This is a genomic window from Vreelandella neptunia (assembly GCF_034479615.1).
GTDB lineage: Bacteria > Pseudomonadota > Gammaproteobacteria > Pseudomonadales > Halomonadaceae > Vreelandella > Vreelandella neptunia.
Window position 1 is genome coordinate 3,013,231 of the sequence record NZ_CP140255.1, and the last position, 20,320, is coordinate 3,033,550.

At 56.0% G+C, this 20,320-nt stretch carries 13 protein-coding genes; 7 read left to right on the plus strand and 6 right to left on the minus strand.

Translation table 11 applies throughout. The features are described from left to right. Positions 1-4: 4 nt before the first annotated feature. Complete coding sequence (locus SR894_RS14075) at positions 5-1,486, minus strand: circularly permuted type 2 ATP-grasp protein (protein ID WP_133730053.1); 1,482 nt, start codon at positions 1,484-1,486, stop codon at positions 5-7. 365 nt (positions 1,487-1,851) lie between these two features. On the opposite strand from SR894_RS14075, the gene SR894_RS14080 reads away from it, so the two are divergent. The 3 genes from SR894_RS14080 (at position 1,852) to SR894_RS14090 (ending at position 8,716) form a co-directional block, all read left to right on the plus strand. After that, positions 1,852-5,202: a transglutaminase family protein gene (locus tag SR894_RS14080; RefSeq protein ID WP_223288595.1), complete on the plus strand. Its 3,351-nt coding sequence runs from the start codon at positions 1,852-1,854 to the stop codon at positions 5,200-5,202. A gap of 224 nt (positions 5,203-5,426) precedes the next feature. Beyond that, positions 5,427-7,853: a circularly permuted type 2 ATP-grasp protein gene (locus SR894_RS14085; protein ID WP_133730051.1), complete on the plus strand. Its 2,427-nt coding sequence runs from the start codon at positions 5,427-5,429 to the stop codon at positions 7,851-7,853. Further along, positions 7,850-8,716 (plus strand): transglutaminase family protein, encoded by an 867-nt coding sequence (locus tag SR894_RS14090; RefSeq protein ID WP_133730050.1) that lies wholly within the window; start codon positions 7,850-7,852, stop codon positions 8,714-8,716. Before SR894_RS14085 ends, SR894_RS14090 begins: the two co-directional genes overlap by 4 nt. Before the next feature lie 17 nt (positions 8,717-8,733). On the opposite strand, the gene SR894_RS14095 is transcribed toward SR894_RS14090, so the two are convergent. Further along, the gene (locus tag SR894_RS14095) at positions 8,734-9,441 is read right to left on the minus strand and encodes a DUF3581 family protein (RefSeq protein ID WP_133730049.1); all 708 of its coding nucleotides are present in this window, start codon (positions 9,439-9,441) and stop codon (positions 8,734-8,736) included. Between the two features lie 109 nt (positions 9,442-9,550). Between SR894_RS14095 and SR894_RS14100 the strand changes: the two genes are divergently transcribed. After that, positions 9,551-12,583, plus strand: a complete 3,033-nt coding sequence (locus SR894_RS14100; RefSeq protein WP_133730048.1) for a translocation/assembly module TamB domain-containing protein — start codon at positions 9,551-9,553, stop codon at positions 12,581-12,583. Positions 12,584-12,600: 17 nt separating this feature from the next. Here SR894_RS14100 and SR894_RS14105 read toward each other — a convergent pair whose 3' ends face one another. After that, the gene (locus SR894_RS14105; protein WP_133730047.1) at positions 12,601-13,317 is read right to left on the minus strand and encodes a trimeric intracellular cation channel family protein; all 717 of its coding nucleotides are present in this window, start codon (positions 13,315-13,317) and stop codon (positions 12,601-12,603) included. Positions 13,318-13,488: 171 nt separating this feature from the next. Between SR894_RS14105 and SR894_RS14110 the strand changes: the two genes are divergently transcribed. The 3 genes from SR894_RS14110 (at position 13,489) to SR894_RS14120 (ending at position 17,116) form a co-directional block, all read left to right on the plus strand. After that, positions 13,489-13,983 carry an NfeD family protein gene (locus SR894_RS14110; RefSeq protein ID WP_133730046.1) on the plus strand — a complete coding sequence of 165 codons (495 nt, stop codon included), beginning with the start codon at positions 13,489-13,491 and terminating at the stop codon, positions 13,981-13,983. A gap of 2 nt (positions 13,984-13,985) precedes the next feature. Beyond that, entirely contained in the window at positions 13,986-15,038 is a 1,053-nt protein-coding gene (locus tag SR894_RS14115) for an SPFH domain-containing protein (RefSeq protein ID WP_223288596.1), read from the plus strand. A 263-nt stretch (positions 15,039-15,301) separates the two neighbouring features. After that, the gene (locus SR894_RS14120; RefSeq protein WP_244286468.1) at positions 15,302-17,116 is read left to right on the plus strand and encodes a GGDEF domain-containing protein; all 1,815 of its coding nucleotides are present in this window, start codon (positions 15,302-15,304) and stop codon (positions 17,114-17,116) included. Positions 17,117-17,136: 20 nt separating this feature from the next. Here SR894_RS14120 and SR894_RS14125 read toward each other — a convergent pair whose 3' ends face one another. The 3 genes from SR894_RS14125 to SR894_RS14135 form a co-directional block, all read right to left on the minus strand. Then, entirely contained in the window at positions 17,137-18,459 is a 1,323-nt protein-coding gene (locus tag SR894_RS14125) for a DUF2252 domain-containing protein (RefSeq protein WP_133730045.1), read from the minus strand. A 76-nt stretch (positions 18,460-18,535) separates the two neighbouring features. Next, positions 18,536-20,029, minus strand: coding sequence for a sodium:solute symporter family protein (locus tag SR894_RS14130; RefSeq protein ID WP_133730044.1), 1,494 nt, complete (start codon positions 20,027-20,029; stop codon positions 18,536-18,538). After that, positions 20,022-20,249, minus strand: a complete 228-nt coding sequence (locus SR894_RS14135) for a hypothetical protein (protein ID WP_133730043.1) — start codon at positions 20,247-20,249, stop codon at positions 20,022-20,024. The genes SR894_RS14130 and SR894_RS14135 overlap by 8 nt, the downstream gene beginning before the upstream one ends. Positions 20,250-20,320: the final 71 nt, after the last annotated feature.

Consider the following 20,320-nt stretch of genomic DNA (forward strand, 5'->3'; position numbering starts at 1 on the left):
GGCATTAGACTCCTTTCACCGCGGCCGCTGCCGCCTTATCGTCGGTTTCTACAATCCAGGTATCTTTACTGCCGCCACCTTGTGAAGAGTTCACCACTAGCGACCCTTCAACCAATGCCACCCGTGTTAAGCCCCCGGTGGTGACATGAATTTCAGGACCCGAGAGTATGAACGGGCGTAAATCCACATGGCGCGGCTGCGCCAAGCCATTCGCCAGCGTAGGCGTAGTTGATAGTGCCAGGGTGGGCTGCGCCATATAGTTGCGCGGATTCGCCTCTATCAAGCGGGCAAACTCTTCGCGGGTCTCTTTGGTTGAACGTGGGCCAATCAGCATGCCGTAGCCCCCTGACTCATTGGCCGGTTTCACTACCAGTTCATCCAGGTGGTCAAGTACGTAACGGCGGTCGTCCTCGAACATACACAGATAGCTGGGCACGTTGGGGATCAGCGGCTCTTGGTCGAGGTAGTAGCGAATCAACGCGGGAACGAAGGCGTAAACGACCTTGTCATCCGCCACACCGGCACCCGGCGCATTGGCGAGTGCTACTTTCCCTGCCCGCCAGGCACGCATTAGGCCCGCTACCCCCAGCATGGATTCAGGATTAAACGCTTCCGGGTCGAGAAACTCATCGTCTACCCGGCGGTAAATAACATCGACCCGACGCAGCCCTTCCACGGTGCGCATGTACACCACATCATCGTCATCAACGAGTAGATCACTTCCCTGCACCAGCTCGACACCCATTTGTTGGGCAAGATAGGCGTGCTCAAAGTAGGCAGAGTTGTAGATCCCAGGGGTTAGTACTACTACCTGGGGGTCATCCCCGTGCCTTGGCGACATCGCCGCCAGCATGTCGTATAGCTGAGCGACATAATCATCAACAGGCAAAATTTTGCCTGAGGCAAACAGCTCCGGCAGCACCCGCTTGGTGACATTGCGGTTTTCCAGCATGTAGGAGACGCCGGAAGGAATGCGTAAGTTATCCTCCAGCACGTAGAGCGTCCCATCGCCATCGCGTACGAGGTCGGAGCCACACACATGGGCCCATACGCCGTGAGGGGGATTAATGCCGACACACTGGGGGCGGAAATTAACCGACTGTGCCAGCACCTCGGCAGGCAACACTTTGTCCTTAATGACCTTTTGATCGTGGTAGAGATCATCGATAAATAGATTCAGTGCCTGCACGCGCTGTTTAAGGCCCGCCTCGGTTTTACGCCACTCACTGGCGGGAATAATCCGCGGCACAATATCAAAGGGCCAGGCGCGATCAATCATCGCGCCTTCAGAATAGACGGTGAAGGTAATCCCCATGGTACGGATCGCGATCTCCGCCGCTGTTTTCCGCTCAGCTAACTCCTCGGCGCTGAACCTTGCCAACATGTTGCACAACTCACCCGCAGAGTCACGTGGCTGTCCGGGTGCGGCCATCAGCTCATCGTAGTAATCACGACACGCATAGTTATTCCAATTCACTTGGCTCATGGGCGCTCTCCTGGCGCTGGGGGTGTAAGCGGCAACTTGCTTAATGCTCAGTGTAGGCCTGCCGCGTGCAAAACAATCAAACAATTGAGAGCAAAATGCGTACCATCTTTTGCGATATTTCAACGCTCGCTTACTTAAACACTACGTGACAGGGAGCAAGAGCTACTTAAAGCGCCTTTACGCCCTATCTTGGTGCGCACAAGTGGCATCAAGTTGGTGCATAACGCGATTTCCACTTTAGTTAAACGTCTTAGTTAAGATAGCGGCTGCAAAATAGTAAAAGTGGAACGATACTTGCGAAACGTTCGGTTATTCCTTAACCCAACCGACCAGCCGATTAATAGCGGCTCTTTTGAGGGTGGCCCATGACCATTCGCGTTGCCTTGTATCATCGTACGACTTACCACTTTGACCGTCCGGTGCGTCTTTCGCCCCATGTTATTCGGCTGCGTCCGGCGCCCCATTGCCGCACTCATATCGAAGCGTACTCGCTCAAACTCTCCGGCGATGACCACTTTTTAAACTGGCAACAGGATCCGTTTGGCAACTTCAATGCCCGAGTGGTGTTCCCTGAACCCCGCAAAGAGCTAACCATTGCCGTCGAGCTAATCGCCCCGATGACGGTGATTAACCCGTTCGATTTCTTCTTGGACGATATTGCGCAAACGATTCCCTTTGCTTACCCAGAAGCGCTGCGCCAAGAACTAAGCCCCTATCTTGAAATCACCGAGTCAGGGCCGCGGCTGTTGGAGTGGCTCAAAGCCGTGCCCCGCGAACCAACTACCACCGTCGACTTCCTGGTCGCGCTTAATCAACGTCTACAGGACGACATCGGCTATCTGGTGCGCCTGGAGCCCGGGGTTCAGAGCTGCGAAGAAACACTGACACTCGCCAGCGGCTCCTGCCGCGACAGCGCCTGGCTGCTGGTGCAGATTTTCCGCCATCTGGGCCTCGCTGCACGCTTTGTGTCCGGCTATCTCATTCAGCTCAAACCCGATGTTAAAGCGCTGGACGGCCCCAGCGGCAGCGAGGTGGACTTCACCGACCTGCACGCCTGGACCGAAGTCTTCCTGCCCGGCGCTGGCTGGGTAGGTCTCGACCCCACCTCGGGCCTGTTCGCTGGCGAAGGACACATTCCCCTCGCCGCCACTCCGACGACCGGTAGCGCCGCGGCCATCACCGGATTTTCGGATAAGTGTGAAGTCACTTTTGATGTCACCATGGAGGTCGAGCGCATCCATGAAGATCCACGGGTCACCAAGCCCTATAGCGATGAACAGTGGCAGCGCATCTGCGCCTTGGGAGACCAAGTGGACGCCGAACTCTTGCAGCAGGACGTACGCCTCACCATGGGGGGCGAACCCACCTTCGTATCCATCGACGATATGGAGAGCCCACAGTGGAACACCGAAGCGCTAGGCGAGCACAAGCGCGAACGCGCCGAGGCACTACTAACCCGGCTGCAGGCCGCCTATGCGCCCGGCAGCGCCATTCAGCAACAGCAGGGCAAGTGGTACCCCGGTGAACCGCTGCCCCGATGGGCGCTAGCCTGCTACTGGCGTAAAGATGGCGTGCCGCTATGGCGAGATCCCCAGTGGCTGGCCTGTATGGAAGGCGCCCCCAAGGTAGACGTTGATAATGCGATGGCGCATCGCTTCACCAAGGCCCTTAGCGAACGCTTGGGGGTGGCGGAACGCTACTGGATTCCGGCGTTTGAGGATGCCTACTACTACCTCTGGAAAGAGCAGTCGCTGCCCGTCAATGTGGATCCGCGGGAAGCCAATCTCAAAGATGACGCCGAACGCCACCGTTTAGCTCGTTTGTTAGAGCAAGGCTTGGACGAAGTGGTGGGCTACGCCCTGCCGCTGCGCCACTCGATCAGCCAAGCTCACCGCTGGGAGAGCGGCCGCTGGCCGCTCAAGCGCGACCACTTATTCCTGGTGCCCGGTGACTCGCCCATGGGCCTACGCTTACCGCTTTCAGCGCTGCCCTGGGCCGACCCAGAGGAGCAGCCACAGCCTGAATCGCTGTTCGCCCCCCGGCCTGAACTGGGCGATATTCACGGCGAAGTCGCCCGCCGCAACGCCGAACAGCTGCATATCAGCGATGCCGAACGCCTGGGTCGCTCAAGCCACCCTAGCCCATCGCATCCGGAAGGCGAAGCCGTTCAACAGCAGCCACGGGCAAACATCGACCGGGAAAGTAGCGTCATTCACACCAGTCTATGTGTGGAACCGCGGGATGGCCGCCTGCATATTTTCCTGCCGCCGCTGACCAGCTTAGAGCACTACCTTGACCTACTGAGTACCGTTGAGGAGTGCGCTAAGGAACTCGCTTGCCCGGTTATGGTAGAGGGTTACTCACCGCCGAGAGACCCGCGCCTGGAAAACTTTATGATCACCCCTGACCCCGGCGTGATCGAAGTGAACATTATGCCCGCGGCCAGTTGGCAAACCCTGGTGGCACAAACCGAACGGCTGTATGAAGAAGCGCGAAAAACCCGCCTGGGCACCGAGAAATTTATGCTGGATGGGCGCCATACCGGCACCGGCGGTGGCAACCACGTCACCCTGGGCGGGTTGACGCCTGACGACTCACCGTTTTTGCGTCGTCCGGATCTGCTCGCCAGTTTAGTCACCTACTGGCAGCACCACCCGAGTCTGTCTTATCTGTTTTCAGGTCTGTTTATTGGCCCCACCAGCCAAGCCCCGCGGGTGGATGAAGCTCGCCATGAAGCCCTCTATGAGCTGGAAATCGCCCTTCAACAAATGCCCGAAGGGGAAGTGGTACAGCCTTGGCTGGTCGATCGCTTATTGCGCCACCTGCTCACCGACTTAACCGGCAATACTCACCGCGCCGAGTTCTGTATCGACAAGCTCTATTCGCCGGATAGCGACAGCGGTCGCCTTGGCTTACTGGAACTCCGCGGCTTTGAGATGCCGCCCCACGCCCGTATGGGGCTGATGCAGATGCTGCTGATCCGCGCACTGGTAGCCCGCTGCTGGAAAACGCCCTACCGGGCCAAACCGGTGCGTTGGGGCAGCGCGTTACAGGATCGCTGGATGCTGCCCCACTATCTGTGGAGTGACCTTGACGACGTACTGAGTGACTTGCGCCACCACGGCTTCGATTTTGACCTGGAGTGGTTCGCCCCCTTTCTGGAGTTTCGCTTCCCGCTACACGGTCGCTTGCACACCCCCATGCTGGATATCGAATTGCGCCAAGCCATCGAACCCTGGCATGTATTGGGCGAAGAAGCCTCCGCTGGCGGCACTGCACGCTACGTCGACTCCTCAGTGGAACGCCTGGAAGTCAAAGTCAGCGGTATGAGCGGTGACCGCTATGTGGTGACCTGCAACGGCCGCCGGGTGCCCCTTTCAGCTACCGGCAGAAACGGCGAAGCGGTGGCCGGGGTGCGTTACCGCGCCTGGCAGCCGCCCTCGGCGCTGCATCCGCAAATTCCCATTCACGCGCCGCTGGTGTTTGATGTGATCGACACCTGGAACCAGCGCTCAGTGGCGGGCTGCACTTACTACGTGGTGCACCCCACAGGGCGTAATTTCGATACCTTCCCGGTCAATGCGTTTGAAGCCGAAGCGCGAAGACTGGGGCGTTTTAGTGACAGCGGTCATCGCCATGGCCATCAGGTTCCCAAGCTGGAAACCCCAAGCCTGGAACTGCCGCAGACCCTCGACCTGCGTTGGACGCCTAGCTAACATTTTTAACTAAGGAGCCTCTGATTAACGTCATGAGCGCAGGCCAGACAAGGCGAAATTAGTCGAAAAAGCGGAGTTTACATGGGTAAATGAGCATTTTGAGTCTAATTTCAACGCAGTATGGGCAAGCGCAATAGTGAATCAGAGGTTTCCTAAGCTAATGCTTTTCTCTTAGCGCCCAGTACAGGATAATCCGCCACCTACTTCTCAGGATTACAAGGATAATGACGGCCCCTGTCTCTCCCTCACTTCTCGCGCCCGTGGCTAACGGGCTCGTTGAGGATTACTTACACCAGCTAGGCAAGGGACAGCCCGGCACGTTTGACGCCATGCTCGATGGCCAGGGGCAGTTACGCCCTGGCTGGCAAAACTTAATCGGCTCATTAGAAGGCTTGGGCCCGACGGGGCGTCACCAGCAGCATGACGAGATTCAGCGCCTATTAGCTGAAAACGGCGTAATTTTTAATATGCATGATGAAACCCAGGGGCGTTCGTGGCGGCTCGACCCGCTACCCTGGGTGATTGATGAAGCACAGTGGCATGCATTAGAAGCAGGGTTAATACAGCGCAGTCGTCTGCTGAGCGCCCTCTACGACGATATCTATGGGCCCAAAACGCTCTTTGAGGCGGGGCTGCTACCCACCCAGGAACTGCTCGTCTCAGCGCATTTATTACTGCCCTGCCACCAGTCGTTACCCAATGACCGCGCGCCGATTGTTTTTCACGGCGTGGATGTGATTCAGGATACTCAGGGCCAGTGGCGGGTGATGGCAGACCGACTACAGGCGCCATCCGGTACTGGCCTTGCGCTTGAAAACCGCATACTGATGGCCCGCGCCCTGCCGGATATGTACCGCAATGCGCCATTAAAGCGGTTAGCGGGTTTTCTTGACCTACACCACCGCACGCTGATCGCCATGGCCTATCAGCATCGTGATAACCCCACGCTTATCTTATTAACGCCGGGGCCGGGGAGCCCACGCTATTTTGAGCACGCCTATCTAGCCAACTACCTTAATATTGCGCTGGTTGAAGGCCAGGATTTGGTCGTTCGTGATACCCAGGTGTGGCTGCGCACCCTGGGCGGTTTGCAGCCAGTGGATGTGATACTGCGCCACTGCGACGACGCTTACTGCGACCCGTTGGAACTACGCGGCGATTCGCAGTTGGGCGTACCTGGGCTTCTACAGGCCATGCGCGCAGGCGGCGTGGCGCTATCTAACGCCTTGGGGGTGGGCATTTTGGAAGCTCCGGTGTTAGCGGACTACTTACCGATGCTGTGCGAGCATCTGCTGGGTGAGACCCTGCTACTGCCCAACGCCGATGCCACGACGAAACCAGCCACTGCGCCGGTTTTTGATAGCCACCTGCAGCATCTGGAGCCCACCACGCTCAATCTTCGCTGCTTTGTGACACGCACACCCAATGCCACTACAAAAAGCAGCACTGCCGCTAAAAATAGTGCGGCAGGCGAGTACCAAGTAATGCCCGGAGGTTTAGCCTGGGTTGGTGAGCCTGGCTTGCCATCCCTAAGCAGCACCATCGTTAAGGATGTTTGGGTTACGGCGGCCTCTCCCCAGCCCCACGTTAGCCAGCTCCGTCAGGCCCGTGGCCCGGTGGTGGCTACCCGTGACGGCACTGACCTACCCAGTCGAGTCGCCGAAAGCCTATTCTGGTTAGGCCGTTACGGAGAGCGATTAGACACCCGTGCGCGACTGCTGCGAGAAGCGCTGCTCAGGCTGATGGAGTACGACCAGGATGAGATCGCCGATCAACTGCTCGATGAACTCCTGCTAGCGCTGGATATCACCACGCTAAACAAAGAGGACGAACTGCGGCTACAGGCACCGCTGATTGGCTTTGATCTAAAGCGCACCGCGCTGCTGGCCCAATTTGATGACGTAGATCCCCAGGCATTGCAGCCACTTTTTGCACAGTTGATGCGCAACGCACGCAGCGTGCGCGACCATTTAGGCGACGACTCCTGGCGGGTGGTGCACCAACTGCGTCAGCGCATGGCCACCTTTAACCCCAGCTTAGGGGCCAGCGCGGCGCGGCGCGCCTGTGAAGGGCTGTCTGCTCAGCTAGCTGCCTTCTTCGGGCTGTGTAACGAAACCATGCCGCATCACTACGGCTGGCGGTTTATGGATATCGGCCGCTTCCTGGATCGCGTGCTGGGGCTGCTGTCGCTGCTCAAGCTTACTCTCAATGCGCCGCATTCGCCGGGGCTAGCGTTGTGGGAAGTGGTGCTCGCCACCACCGATAACTTTACCGCCTATCGCCGCCGCTACCGCAGCGAGCTTCACCCTGCGGCGATTCTGGATCTACTGCTGTTTGATGAAACCAATCCCCGCTCGGTGGGCTATATGCTCAAGCGCATTGAGCGTCAGATGGATCGCCTGCCCGGTAGCTCATCGCCCTACCGCAACGCTGAGCGACGGTTGTTAATTCAGGCCAATGCCGCGCTACACTTGGCCGATATTGATCGATTAAGCCACTTGGCCGATACGCCAGAGGCGCAAGATGCCCTAGAGCAACTGCTGGATGCGTTGATTGAACCCTTAAACGCGCTTTCTGAAGCCATTAGCCAGAGCCATTTCAGCCACGTGGAGCGGCCGCGCCAGTTAGTCAGCATGGAGGCCGATGCATGAACTACACGCTGCGCCATACCACCCGCTACCACTACAGCGCCCCGGTCACACTTTGCCATAGTGAAGCGCGGGTGCTGCCCCGCAGAACGCCGCACCAGCAGTGTGGTGCCTCGGAACTGCAGATAAGCCCCGCGCCGCAGGTGCAGATGGAGCGCCGCGATGTATTCGGTAATCGAGTGCTCTATTTCGCCATGGAGGATGTCCATCAAACGCTAGATGTGACGGTAGTCACGCCACTGAGCACGCAACCCTTAGCGGCGCTACCAACCAGCTCAACTACGTGGGAACAGGCTGCTCAGCAGCTTGGCCAAAACAAAAGCTTTGACATTCAACTTTACCGCCTCGACTCGCCGTTTATTCGCCGTAACGACGAGCTAGCCAGCTTTGCCCACAGCTGCTTTACCCCAGGCAGACCGATAGTTGAGGCAGCTTTAGCGCTTAATGAACTGATTTACAAAACCTTTGAGTATGACCCCAGCTTTACAACGCTAGCGACACCGCTAAGCGAGGTACTCGCCAACCGGCGCGGCGTCTGTCAGGATTTTGCTCACCTGGCGATTGGGGCGTTGCGCTCAGTAGGCCTCGCCGCACGCTATGTCAGCGGCTATTTAGAAACTCAGCCGCCGCCTGGGCAAGCACGACTTATAGGCGCAGATGCTTCCCATGCGTGGCTGGCTACCTGGATTCCCGAATGGGGATGGCTTGCCCTAGACCCCACCAACGGCACCGTGGCTGGCGAGCAACATCCGGTGTTGGCCTGGGGGCGGGATTACGCCGATGTCGCCCCGCTCAAAGGCGTTATGAACGGGGGCGGCGAGCACCGTCTGGAAGTCGAAGTCGATGTAATGCCATTGGCGGGTTGATACCTGCCCACTGACCACTAGGCCGATTCGTAGGCGGCCTTGAGACGATAAAACTCCTCTACAATAGCGGCCATTTCATCGGCGTCGTAGTCGCAAAGGCCGCTCACGACCAGCTTTTTAGAGCCCACTCCAACGGCCTCCCCGGCTGACTCAATCGAGAACTCCAGCAGCGCATCGGCACGCTTACCGTGCACCTCTAGCGAAGAGTGGTTCAGCGTTAAGCCAGGCGAAAAGCCATCCAGACGCTCGAGTGAAAATCCCATACTATCGTAGATCACCAGTGGGCGTTTGGGGTTAAACATGACCCCATGCTCTTCCATCAGCGGTTTGAGATAGTGTGGAAAATTTTTGCCTGAAAATGCTACATAGCAACGCGCAAAGGCTTCCACCACGTCGGGATCGTGGGTAATGTCGCCACTACGCACTACCTGTAAATAACATTTACCGCTCTCATCGCTAACGTGAAGAGTGCCGTCGTCTGCTTCACTAAACTTCAGCGGCGTGTCAGCGCCCACCATGTTGGTGAAACGAAATTCCATTTGCCGCGACAACCCAAACTTTGTGAGTATCAGTACAAACAGTAGATCACCGGGCACACAAAAACGGCGTGCATCCGGGTTATGAATAGGGTTGTAGTCACCCGCCACGCCTTTGGCGAAGCGACTGGCCTGCTCTGCAGAGATCACTACATACTCTCCGCGCTGCGTGTAAAAATCCTTGAACATGGCGTTTGTTGCCTGCCTAGCGTTGAAATCGAAAACCCGTCACTGCCCAACGCCGCGCATAATGCCATAAAACACGCCCCAACAGGAGTTATCTGCTAGGGAAGCTACTATGCCAGACGCGAACACTCGTAAAAATCACCTACCTCGCCTGCTGCTGAGGGTATTGATTGGCCTACTGTTTATCATCCTGGTTTGGGTGGCGGGCAGCTATTGGCTGCTTAATAGCCAGTGGCTGCCCGCGCACATTTCACAATTTGAGGGCATCGATATTCGCTGGGAGCAAGGTATTAGCCGACACCCAGGCCGCTGGGAAGTAGAGGGGCTGTATCTAGCTCGTGAAGATGAGGCGCTGCCGATTTCGATTGAGGCTGAACGCGCCACCCTTTCGCTCTCGCTACTGGCCCTGTTGCGCGGCGAGCTGCATATCGATGCACTCGATGCTGTGGGTATTCGCCGCCTGACCGTTGGTGACATCGCACTTGAAGCCGACGGCGAGCTACAAGTCGCAGAGACCACCTTAAGTCGCGACACACTCGCGATCCCTCATGTTTCTCTCGCTATCACTAATGGTCGTTTAGTTCGCCTAAGCGATCAAGCAACCCTGGTGCGCGCTATCAATCTTAACGCTGATGCGTCGCTCAAAACGATAACCCCTGTCAATGTTAACAGCGGCGAGTTGAACCCCGACCTACTGGCAGCGCTCTCCGCACAGCTTCATTTGGATGCCCAGGCGGATGCCTGGGATGTCTTTATGCCCTACCTGGATGCCTTGCCCTGGCTAACCCTGGAGGGGCGCGGGGCACTGACGGGAGAACTGGAGCTAATCGCTGGCAAGTTACGACCCGGTAGCGAACTTATGTTGGACGCACCCGTGCTGCGCTTAACCGTGGATGAGCAGCGCTTACGTGCGCCAACTGACTCGCCTCGCTGGATACTGCCGGATGCCCCTCCGCCTCGCCATACGGCTACGGGTGAGGGCCAAGTGCGCTTGGCGGTTGAGAACGATCAACTACATTTTTCAACGCAGCTAGCCGATGTTGAGCTAGCCGACACGTCTCCTTACGCAGAGCACGGCGAGCTACGCCTTGCTACCCAAATTCCCAATAAGCGCCTGGATCTACTCGACCTTCCCACCTCAGCAACACTCGCCTTGCAAGGCGATATCACCCGAATGGATATGCTGGATCGATATATTTCACCAGGTGTAGAAGGACAAAATTATGCAGGAGAAGGTACTGAAGGAGAGGCTACTGAAGCACAGATAGCTGCAGGAGAGAGCTCTGAACCAAAAGGCATTCACCTTTCCGGCCATGGCCAAATTGAGGCCGCGGCGAGTATTCGCCAATCGCGCCTTTATGACGCCCAACTGAGTGTTCAAGCGCCGACACTGGCAGCAGATACACGTGAATTCATTGCCCAAGGTAGCGGCTCACTAGATGCCCAGCTAACGCCACAAGAAGTTATTGAAGCAACGCTTAACTTTACCGACGCCACGTTGCACCACCAAGAGCGTCTATTGCTCGATGAAGCCGACATCAACATCGTGGCATCGAGCCCTCAAGACCCACAAACAGCCCGCGAAGAGGCATCTGCAACATTAAGCTGGCGATCTGCACGCCTGCCCAATATCGACGTTTTGCAACCCTATTTAAACGCCATTTTACCTACCCCCGCGCCACTACAACTGCTTGGCGGGCAAGCCGCCAGCCACGGCCAGCTCACCATGGCGTCGGAGCAGCTCAGCGGAGAGGTGCATTTAGCCGGCAGCGGACTGACCACTCGCTGGCAGCGCGGCGAACAAGTCGGCACGTTAACCAGCGATATGCAGCTTTTCCTCCCCATTCAACAGGCGGAGGTGGATGGCTCAGCGCTGAATATCAGCGGCACCCGGTTGAGCTGGCAAGTGGCCGATGCTGACCTGCCTAGCGAGCGCTTAGAGAGCATATTAGTGCTCGATAACGGTCGTTTTCAACGCCAAGCGAACGTGCCAAGCGGTCAGTTTTCACTGGAAGGAAGCGTGCAGCGGCTAGGCTTTTTAAATGCTTTTCTACCGGATGCACATGGCTTGGCCATCGCGGGCGAAGGCCAACTCTTCGCTCAGGGCGCCTTTCGCGATAACCGCTTGCTGGCACCCACACGGCTGCGGGTCAACGCCGACCAGCTAGAAGTCTCGTTTTTAGACTATCTCGCCACTGGGCGTGGTGAGCTTACCGCCCAATTGGATAGTACCGAGCAGGCCCAGCTCTCGCTTGGCATCCCCCGCTTTGCTTTGAGTCACCAAGGTGATGATAGCCCGCACCTGGAAGGTCGCCACTTTGCTCTCACCACGCAAACCGAGCGCTTCAGCGATGTGCTTGAATCTCCCCAGCCGGAGCACTTTATCACCCGCATCGCGCTGCCAATTACTGAGGTGCCCGATTTCACCCGCTACAACCGCTACCTGCCCGAAGGCGCGGGTATTAGGTTGCTGGACGGGCAAGCCAGCCTGGAAAGCGAGTGGCTGCTGGAAGGTTTAAACGCCCAAGGCGAAATCACCCTGCGTGCCTTTGGCGCAGAGTTAGCGTTGCTGGATCAGCGGCTACGCGGCGATTTGCACCTCTATCTAGAGCTAACCGAGGGAGACCTGGAAACACGTCGCTTCACCGCCAATAATTCTGTATTACGCCTGGAGAATGTTAATCGCCAGAGTGAAAACGGTTCGCCGGATGCCGGTTGGTGGGTAACGCTTTCCATGTTGGATGCGCAGCTGGCGTGGCAAGACCCTATCCGTCTAGCCAGCCAGCTACGCCTTGAGATGCGCGATACTGGCTTACTTGCCCGGCTATTTTTAGCCCGTGCAAGGGACAGCGACTGGCTTGGGCGACTGCTGAATGTTCACGATATAGAAGGCATCGCGCAGCTAGAAATCAGCGGCGAGCAGATCAGCCTTAGGGACTTGGCGCTCACCGGTGGCCCGCTGCTGCTGCTTTCTGATGTCACTCTGGCCAACCGCAGCGCAAACGGCGCGCTTTATGCCCGCCTTGGCGTGTTTGGATTAGGGGTCGAACTGGAGGACAGCGAACCAACCTTGCGCGTTTTTCAACCACGCCGCTGGTTTGACCGCTGGCGGGAGGCGAACCGCTCCCTAAGCCCTAATCGGTAGTCTCTTCCGATTCGCCCTTAGCGTTTTTTGCGCTCACGGCGAATCATCCTCACCCGCTCTTTGGCTTTTTGCGGCGTAGAGAGCGGTGATGCCGCCTCATCATGAGGTTTCGGCGGCACCGTGACCCAGGCAAAGACCGGTAACGCCAAGCGCCAATGGATCGCCGCCAAACGCAGTCCAAGGGTGACGCTCAGTGAGGCGGCAATCGCCATGGTCAGCGGCGCATCCAGGGCATGTAGCGCCACGTATACGATGCCCCCGGCCATCGCTGCCGTCGCGTAGACCTCTTCGCGAAGCACCATGGGCACTCGTTGAGCCAACACATCGCGTATCATCCCGCCTGCTACACCCGTCATCATGCCCATCAAGACTGCTACCGTGCCCGAGCTGCCCAGCAGCAGTGCCTTATGAGTACCAATCACAGTAAACAGCGCCAAGCCAAACGCATCGGCGATCGGTAAAAAGCCCCTCGACAGGCGGTGGATATAGTGAAAGCCCATCAACGACAAACCCACTGTGGCTAAAATCACCCACAGGTAGGCTGGATCCGTCACCCAAAAGACCGGCCTGATACCTAGCACTAAATCCCGCAGCGTGCCCCCGCCAATACCGGTCACTGCCGCCAGCACCAGCATGCCGATCGGATCCATCCGCGACCGGCACGCCAAAATCACGCCCGACAGCGCGAACACGATGACACCCGCCATATCCAGCCAATAGACCACGCCCGACACGACCTTCTCCTTTATGCTCGCTATCTTTAAAGGCAGGCAGGATAGCACCCTTCAGAGGATATGCTCGCACCAAAAAACTCGCTTGCGGCCTAAGCGAGATAAGTTCACATAATTAGGTTACGCTAACCTAATTGTCATTAACACTTTCATTCACGAGGGAGTAACACTGCTATGGACTGGAGCCCGGCTTATAGCTGGCTTGTACTCGCCTTGTTGCTGAGTTTGGCAGAGCTGACTTCTGGCGCGATGGTGCTACTCGCACTGGGTATTGCCGCTGCGCTAACAGCGGCCGTTACTGCGCTTGGGTTAACACTTCCTTGGCAATTGCTCAGCATGGGAGTTTTTACCGGGGTACTGCTGCCGATCTGCATTATGGTCATTCGTCCGCGCTTCTCTCCCCGCGGTGTTGCTTATGGCACAACAGGTACAGGCGTAGAAAAAGGCAATCACTACATAACACTGCGCCGAGATTTTGATGATGCCACGGGCATTAAGGTCAACGGCGACTTCTACCGTTTACGCGTACTTGATAGCGGTGAAACCGAGCTACCTGACGGCACACCGGTCGTATTTAGACGTTTTGAAGGTACCACTGCGCTGGTCACACTACATCAGCCTGCTGACGTCACCCTGCAAGATGACAATTCCCAACGCAAGGAGCCTTAACCATGGATCTACCTATAAGCCCAGGCTTATTAATAAGCCTCATTATTGTCGTGATCGCGGTTCTGATCATTTCCAAGGGCCTGATTATAATTCGCCAATCAGAAGTGATGGTGGTTGAGCGCCTAGGTTCGTTTCACCGCGTCTTAGAAAGCGGCATTAACATCATTATTCCGTTTATCGAACAGCCCCGCGCAATCACCATGCTGCGTTATCGCAAAATGGGTGAGGACTATACCGCCATCACCACCGACGAAACCCGCATCGACCGCCGCGAAACGGTCATGGATTTCCCCGGTCAGCCGGTCGTTACCACGGATAACGTCACTGTGCGTATCAACGGTGCGCTCTACTACCAAATTATCGACCCTAAGCGCGCCGTCTATGAGGTAGAGAATATGAGCCAGGCCGTCGAAGTACTGGCGAAAACCACGCTGCGCTCGGTGGTCGGCAAAATGGAGCTGGATAAATTGTTTGAGTCTCGGGCTGAAGTGAATAACGAAATACAGGCAGCCATGGAAGAGCCTGCGTCTAAATGGGGGGTCAAAATATCCCGTGTCGAAGTGCAGGACATCGCCATGCCGGAAGAAGTGGAAACCGCTATGCGCCTGCAAATGGCCGCCGAGCGTAAGCGCCGTGCCACCGTGACCGAAGCTGAAGGTGAAAAATCAGCGGCGATTGCCATGGCCCAGGGCCAGCGTGAATCTTCAATTCTTAATGCTCAAGGTGACAAAGAGTCAGCTATTCTGCGCGCCCAGGGTGAGCAGGAATCGATTAAACTGGTGCTTAGTGCCATTGGCGATAGCGAAGAGAATAAGCGCACCGTAGTGGGCTACCTGCTCGGTCAGAGCTACATCAAGGTATTACCCAATATGGCGAGAGATGGCGAGCGGGTATTTGTGCCCTACGAATCCTCTGCCCTGCTTGGCTCTATGGGCATGTTCCGAGAAATGGCCGGTTCGCCGGAGGACACTGTGGCTAATCACCTTAAAAAAGGCCACACCAATGAGAACAATCTTCGCAGCGGAATCGTCGGCGGCGCGGCAGGCGGCAATTAACGCTGTAGTGATTAATAATGACTGCTTGAGCGTTTAAAAAGTACTATTTCAATACGACCATGCTTAGTGCTATTAATATTGTTGGTATAAAGCACGATTCGGCTGGGGCGAAAGATCCCCAGCCACAACGTTTTAACCCCTCAGCTTTTTTTGAGTGATGGGAGATCGCCATCGCCTAAAATAAGTACTTGCTTATTCGTGCTCCAGCCCTTGTGTATGAACAAGATAGAAGCGCTGGCTAGTAGAAGTATTATGATTAAGAGGTGAGTACGACCATCATGCTGCCACGCTGGCTTGTCCTACGTCACTATGCTCAGCTACTTCTACTATTGGTCATCCTGGTGATGCTTCCAAGTAGCCTCCAAGCTGCTGCTCAGCCACAGCCTCTTCAGAGCTGGGAGTATCGCTGGGGCGACTCGCCTTCCGATGCCGATGGACGTCCTGAATGGCTGCTAAGCGACTCAACAGGGTGGCAGTCGATTGACTCTCCTTCTAACCCTCCCGGGCGCGACGGGCACGAGCACCTCTGGTTACGCACTACAGTGCCCGCCGGAGACTGGAACGACCCAGTCCTCTTTATCACCAGTATCAATTTGATTGGGCAAGTTTATCTAGGTGATAAACTTATCTATCAATATGGTGAATTTGACGATCATGGCAAAGGCGATTTTGCAGGATGGCCATGGCACATGATTGACCTACCAGAAGATGCTGTCGGCCAGACGCTCACCTTTCGCTTTTACTCTTACTACACCAGTATTGGCTTATGGGGCCAAGTCCAGGTAATGGAGCGCATAGAGGTTCTTAAGCAAGTTATCCATGACTCTGCTCAGGATCTCGGCGTCAGCGCGTTGGTCTTGGTACTCGCTATCCTGGCCACCATTTTCGCGTTAATAGGCCCCGAACGTCGCGGTTTCGGGTCTATTGCGTTGTTTGCCTACGCTTCAGGGCTGATGCTACTTGCGGAGACTCCAGCACGCCAATTCATTGCCGATAACCCATTGGCCTGGGACACACTACGTGCGGGTAGCTACTACACCTTGCCGGTGGCCTTAGGACTATTGCTCAGCTACTGGCTGGAAGGCACCGCAAAGCGCTGGATAACGCACTTATGGGTTATCCATTTAATATATCTGGTGCTGGCCATTGGATTGGTTCAATTGGGGATGGTGAGCCTGTCATTAACCTTCCCCATTTTTGATGTGATGCTGGCCGTATCGCTCCCGGTAATGCTGGCACTTGCGCTCATGCGTTTTCAACGGCTAACCCTTGGACAACGGCTTCTGGTAGTGAGTTTTACTTTTTTTGCCCCGCTGCTGCTAGCCGATATGGCGGTAGCCCACGGTTTTGTGGGCTGGCGCAGTGTGCCCTTGAGCTACGGCACACTGGCGTTTTCTTTGGCTAACGCGGCTATTTTTCTGTGGCACTACCGGCATACACAGCAACAGCTTGCCACGGCCAATGAGACCCTTGAGCAGCAGGTAGCGGCGCGCACCGCCGATCTCGACCGGTTAGTTCAAGAGTTGGAAGGACTTTCACGCAAAGACCCGTTAACAGGCCTGCACAACCGACGCCATTTCGACACAGCATTCGAACACCAGTGCCAACGCGTTAAGCAGCATGCCAGCCAACTTTCCGTGTTGATGCTGGATGTGGATCACTTCAAACAGATTAACGACGATTTTGGACACGACGCAGGTGATGCCGTGCTTGTTGAAATCGCTCTATTATTGCGACGTAACTTAAGAGATTCGGACGTGATCTGCCGCTTTGGGGGCGAAGAATTTATTGCCTTGCTACCCGCTACCTCTCTCATCGCTGCAGAGACACGCGCCAAGGCATTGTTAACCTCCATCTCTAATCAGGCATTTGTCCATCAAGGAGCCCCTCTTCGGAAAATCACGCTTTCCTGCGGTGTCGCAACGTATCCTGATCACACTCAAGACCCTAAGAAATTGCTACGACTTGCCGATGAAGCACTTTATCAAGCCAAGCACAGCGGCCGTAACCGCTGTGTAGTATGGGAAGATACGCTTGAAGAGCAGGGATTCATGTTCGGTAAACAGCAGCCTCAATAACCACTCCTGGTATTGGTGAATCAAGCAGCCCCCGTCGCAAGAAAGTGATCGATAAACACAGCGTAATCCTGCTCTGTGCAGTCAGCATAAGCCACCGCCAGTGTCGAAACCACCTCAACAAACAGGTCTTCACGTCCTTTTAATCGTTGGCCAACGGCCTTGGCAAAGCGCGTTGCGTCACCCTGGTTAAGCGCCTGGGCACCGCGCAGGTGTTCACGGGCGAGAATTTCCCCCCACTGCTGTGCCAACTTCCGGTATGACTTACCGCCAGAGAGTTTATGGGTGGGAAAATCTTTCTTGAACGGCGAGCGCTCGCGCACCGAAAACACCTTTCCGTTCATGGTTAGCCAACCGAGATAGGCGTCTGGGTGCTCGGCAATGGCGTGAAAAGCAGCTGCGTGGCGGATGGCTTCGTTAGGAAACAGCTTACGCCACGCCTGCTGCTGGTTTTTATCCATTAATCGAAATGCTTCTGGCGGCACCTGCTCTTTGACATCCAGGATAATGTCATCGTGCTCGTGCTCAACGCCGCCCTCAATCAAGACGTAATAACGTTCGACACCCAACGAACCGGTGCCAGCATCCAAACGCCGTGCCGTATCTTTGACACGAAAATGGTGGGGATCACTCTCTTTAATAGCGTGCTGCAGCGTTTGCTGGTACTCCTGCTCAATTAAGCGGCGCAATTGGCTGGCCACATCCGCCGGCAGGTTAGCGAGCTTGCCAGGCCGTTCGGCGAACTGGCGTCCTTGCTGCTCATCAAGGGTCGTCCACTTTTCGAGCATGCGAGCACGGCTCTGCTTATCGGCCACTTTACTCATAAAGGGCTTAAGCAGTCCCTTTGCGCTTTCAAGGGTCACTGCGTGCACAGGATTGCTATCAACGTGCTCAGCCAACGTTTGGTAATAGCCCTTTATTAACTTTTTAAGCGCTTTATCAATCGCTTTTGGATCCAGCTCAGCATTTTCACGAGCATCTAATACGACGCTGATAGCCAGCCGCCACAGATCATATTGGTAGTCGCCAATCAGCGCATCATCAAAATCATCCATGCCGTAGCGCACTTGATCATCGTGGTGACCATAGGCACCAAAGTTGTAAACGTGGGCGTCGCCCTGTAGCCAGGTTTGGGTTTCCGGCCAGCCGCCAAACAGGGCAAAGCGCCAATCGTGCCATACATCATTCCAGTACAAATGGTTACTGCCGCGGAAAAAGCGATAGGGCGACGCAGCCATTTTGGCGTACTTGGCTTGGCGGGTGGCCGTTGGCAAGGCGTTATTCGCCTGATGGGTTGCCTCAATCACCCGCTGAGGGCGGTTATGTCCAGTCAATGCATGACTCATCGAATTGCCTTTATTGATGCAAAAAAAACACGTTGATACAAAGGTAGTCGATAACCATGAATAGATTAAGTCAGCCTCACACCGTAGCTCTAGATCCCCGCTGGGTAAAACCTCGTGGGGCGGCAATACGAAAGAAGCGCTCCACCACCTCAGCGTGAGTAGCAGGGGTCATCAATGAGACGGCGACAAAAACCGGCAGATTGAGCATCAGCCCCCAGAACCCCGCGTGAATGCCCATTGGGTGTGGCCAAAGAGTCGTAAACACCACGGTAATCAGAAAGCCCGCCACGATGCCCACCATTACGCCCAAGCGAGAAGCCCGCGGCCAGAAGAACATACCGATAAAGGCAGGCAGCACCTGAGAGGCAAACCCAAGACCCACTAACAGAATCATTACCAAGCTGCCGGGCTCGGCAATGGCGAGGGGGGCGACCACGAAGAACATAATGGGCAGAATCAGCAGTCGCGCAAGTTTGCCAGTAACGCCATCCGAGAGTTTTAACACCGGCTGAAGCACATCTTTGCTGAGCGACAGCGATACTGAATGAATAAACGGCTCGCTGGAAGACATAGAGGCCGCCAGAGTACCCGCGCCGAGCAACCCGACTAATACCACCGGCAAGTGCTGTATGGCGTACTCAAGCACCACGGTATCGGCTCGGTCCAGCTCAGGAAGCGAAAAAATACCGATAAAGCCGACAACCACCATGGGCAGAATCACCACGTAGTAAGTGGGCAACCACGTCGCACTGCGACGAATAGTACGTGCCGAGGAGGCGCTCATCCACTGCGTCCATACCGGTGGCATAAACGAGAACATGGAAACGATAATAGAGGTCGTCCAGAAGCTAAAGCTCATATCGCCGCCAGCGCCTGGCAGGGTGAGAAACTCGCTATGCTCGGCCTGAATACGTTCGAACACGCCAGCAAAACTCAGCCCGCCTGTAGCGCTGTGCACTGCCCAAAGGCCAACGGCCCAGGCGACGATCAACATCAACACGCCTTGAAAGGCATTGGTGCGTCCAATCGCCCGCTGACCGCTGGCGTAGAGATAGACCGCAATACAGGCCAGCACCAGCACGACCCCCAACCAAATCGGAATCAAACCGCCACTCATCACAAACAAAATATACGCTGAGCCAATGGTTTGCAGTACTGCGTAGGCAATGGAGCCAATCGCCATGACAATTGCCGCCAGTGCGCCCAGTGCGGGGCTCTGGTAGCGGTCAGCAATGGCGCTTGCCTGAGTTACGTGACCAAACTGCTCACCGAACTGCCACACTTTAGGGCCGAAATACCACGCGACCAGCGCTAGATACGAGAGATAAATCGCCACATAAAACACCGCTACCCCTTTGGAATAAGCCCACCCGGGCGCTCCCATAAAGGTGTAAGCACTCACACTACCGGCGGCAATCAGCAGGTAGAGCGTCACCGGCCCCATGCTGCGGCCCGCCACGCCCCACTCTTCCAAGCTATTCATGGAACGCCCTGCTCTGGCGCGTAGGCCAATCACCATGGCAATGGCGACATAGGTCAAGGTAATCAACAGTGGCCAAGGGCTATTCATGGTCGTCTCGCTCCACAATGCGGTTGCCGATCAGCATCACCACTACGCAGGCAAAAATCACCAGGTAGCTCCACACCATTAACAGAGGCAAGCCCATCACTAAGGTGGCCCTGTTTACCCAACCAATCACCGGCCACGTTCCCGCCAGCACCAGCACCACAAACGCAATTAACAGCCCCCAGCCCGCCCGGGAGGTAGGCAGTACCCATAATCGTCGCATGGGTGTTCCCCTTAGTGATTTGATGACTGCTTTTAAACGCTAACCCCTCACTTTACACACGGGGTTTCTGT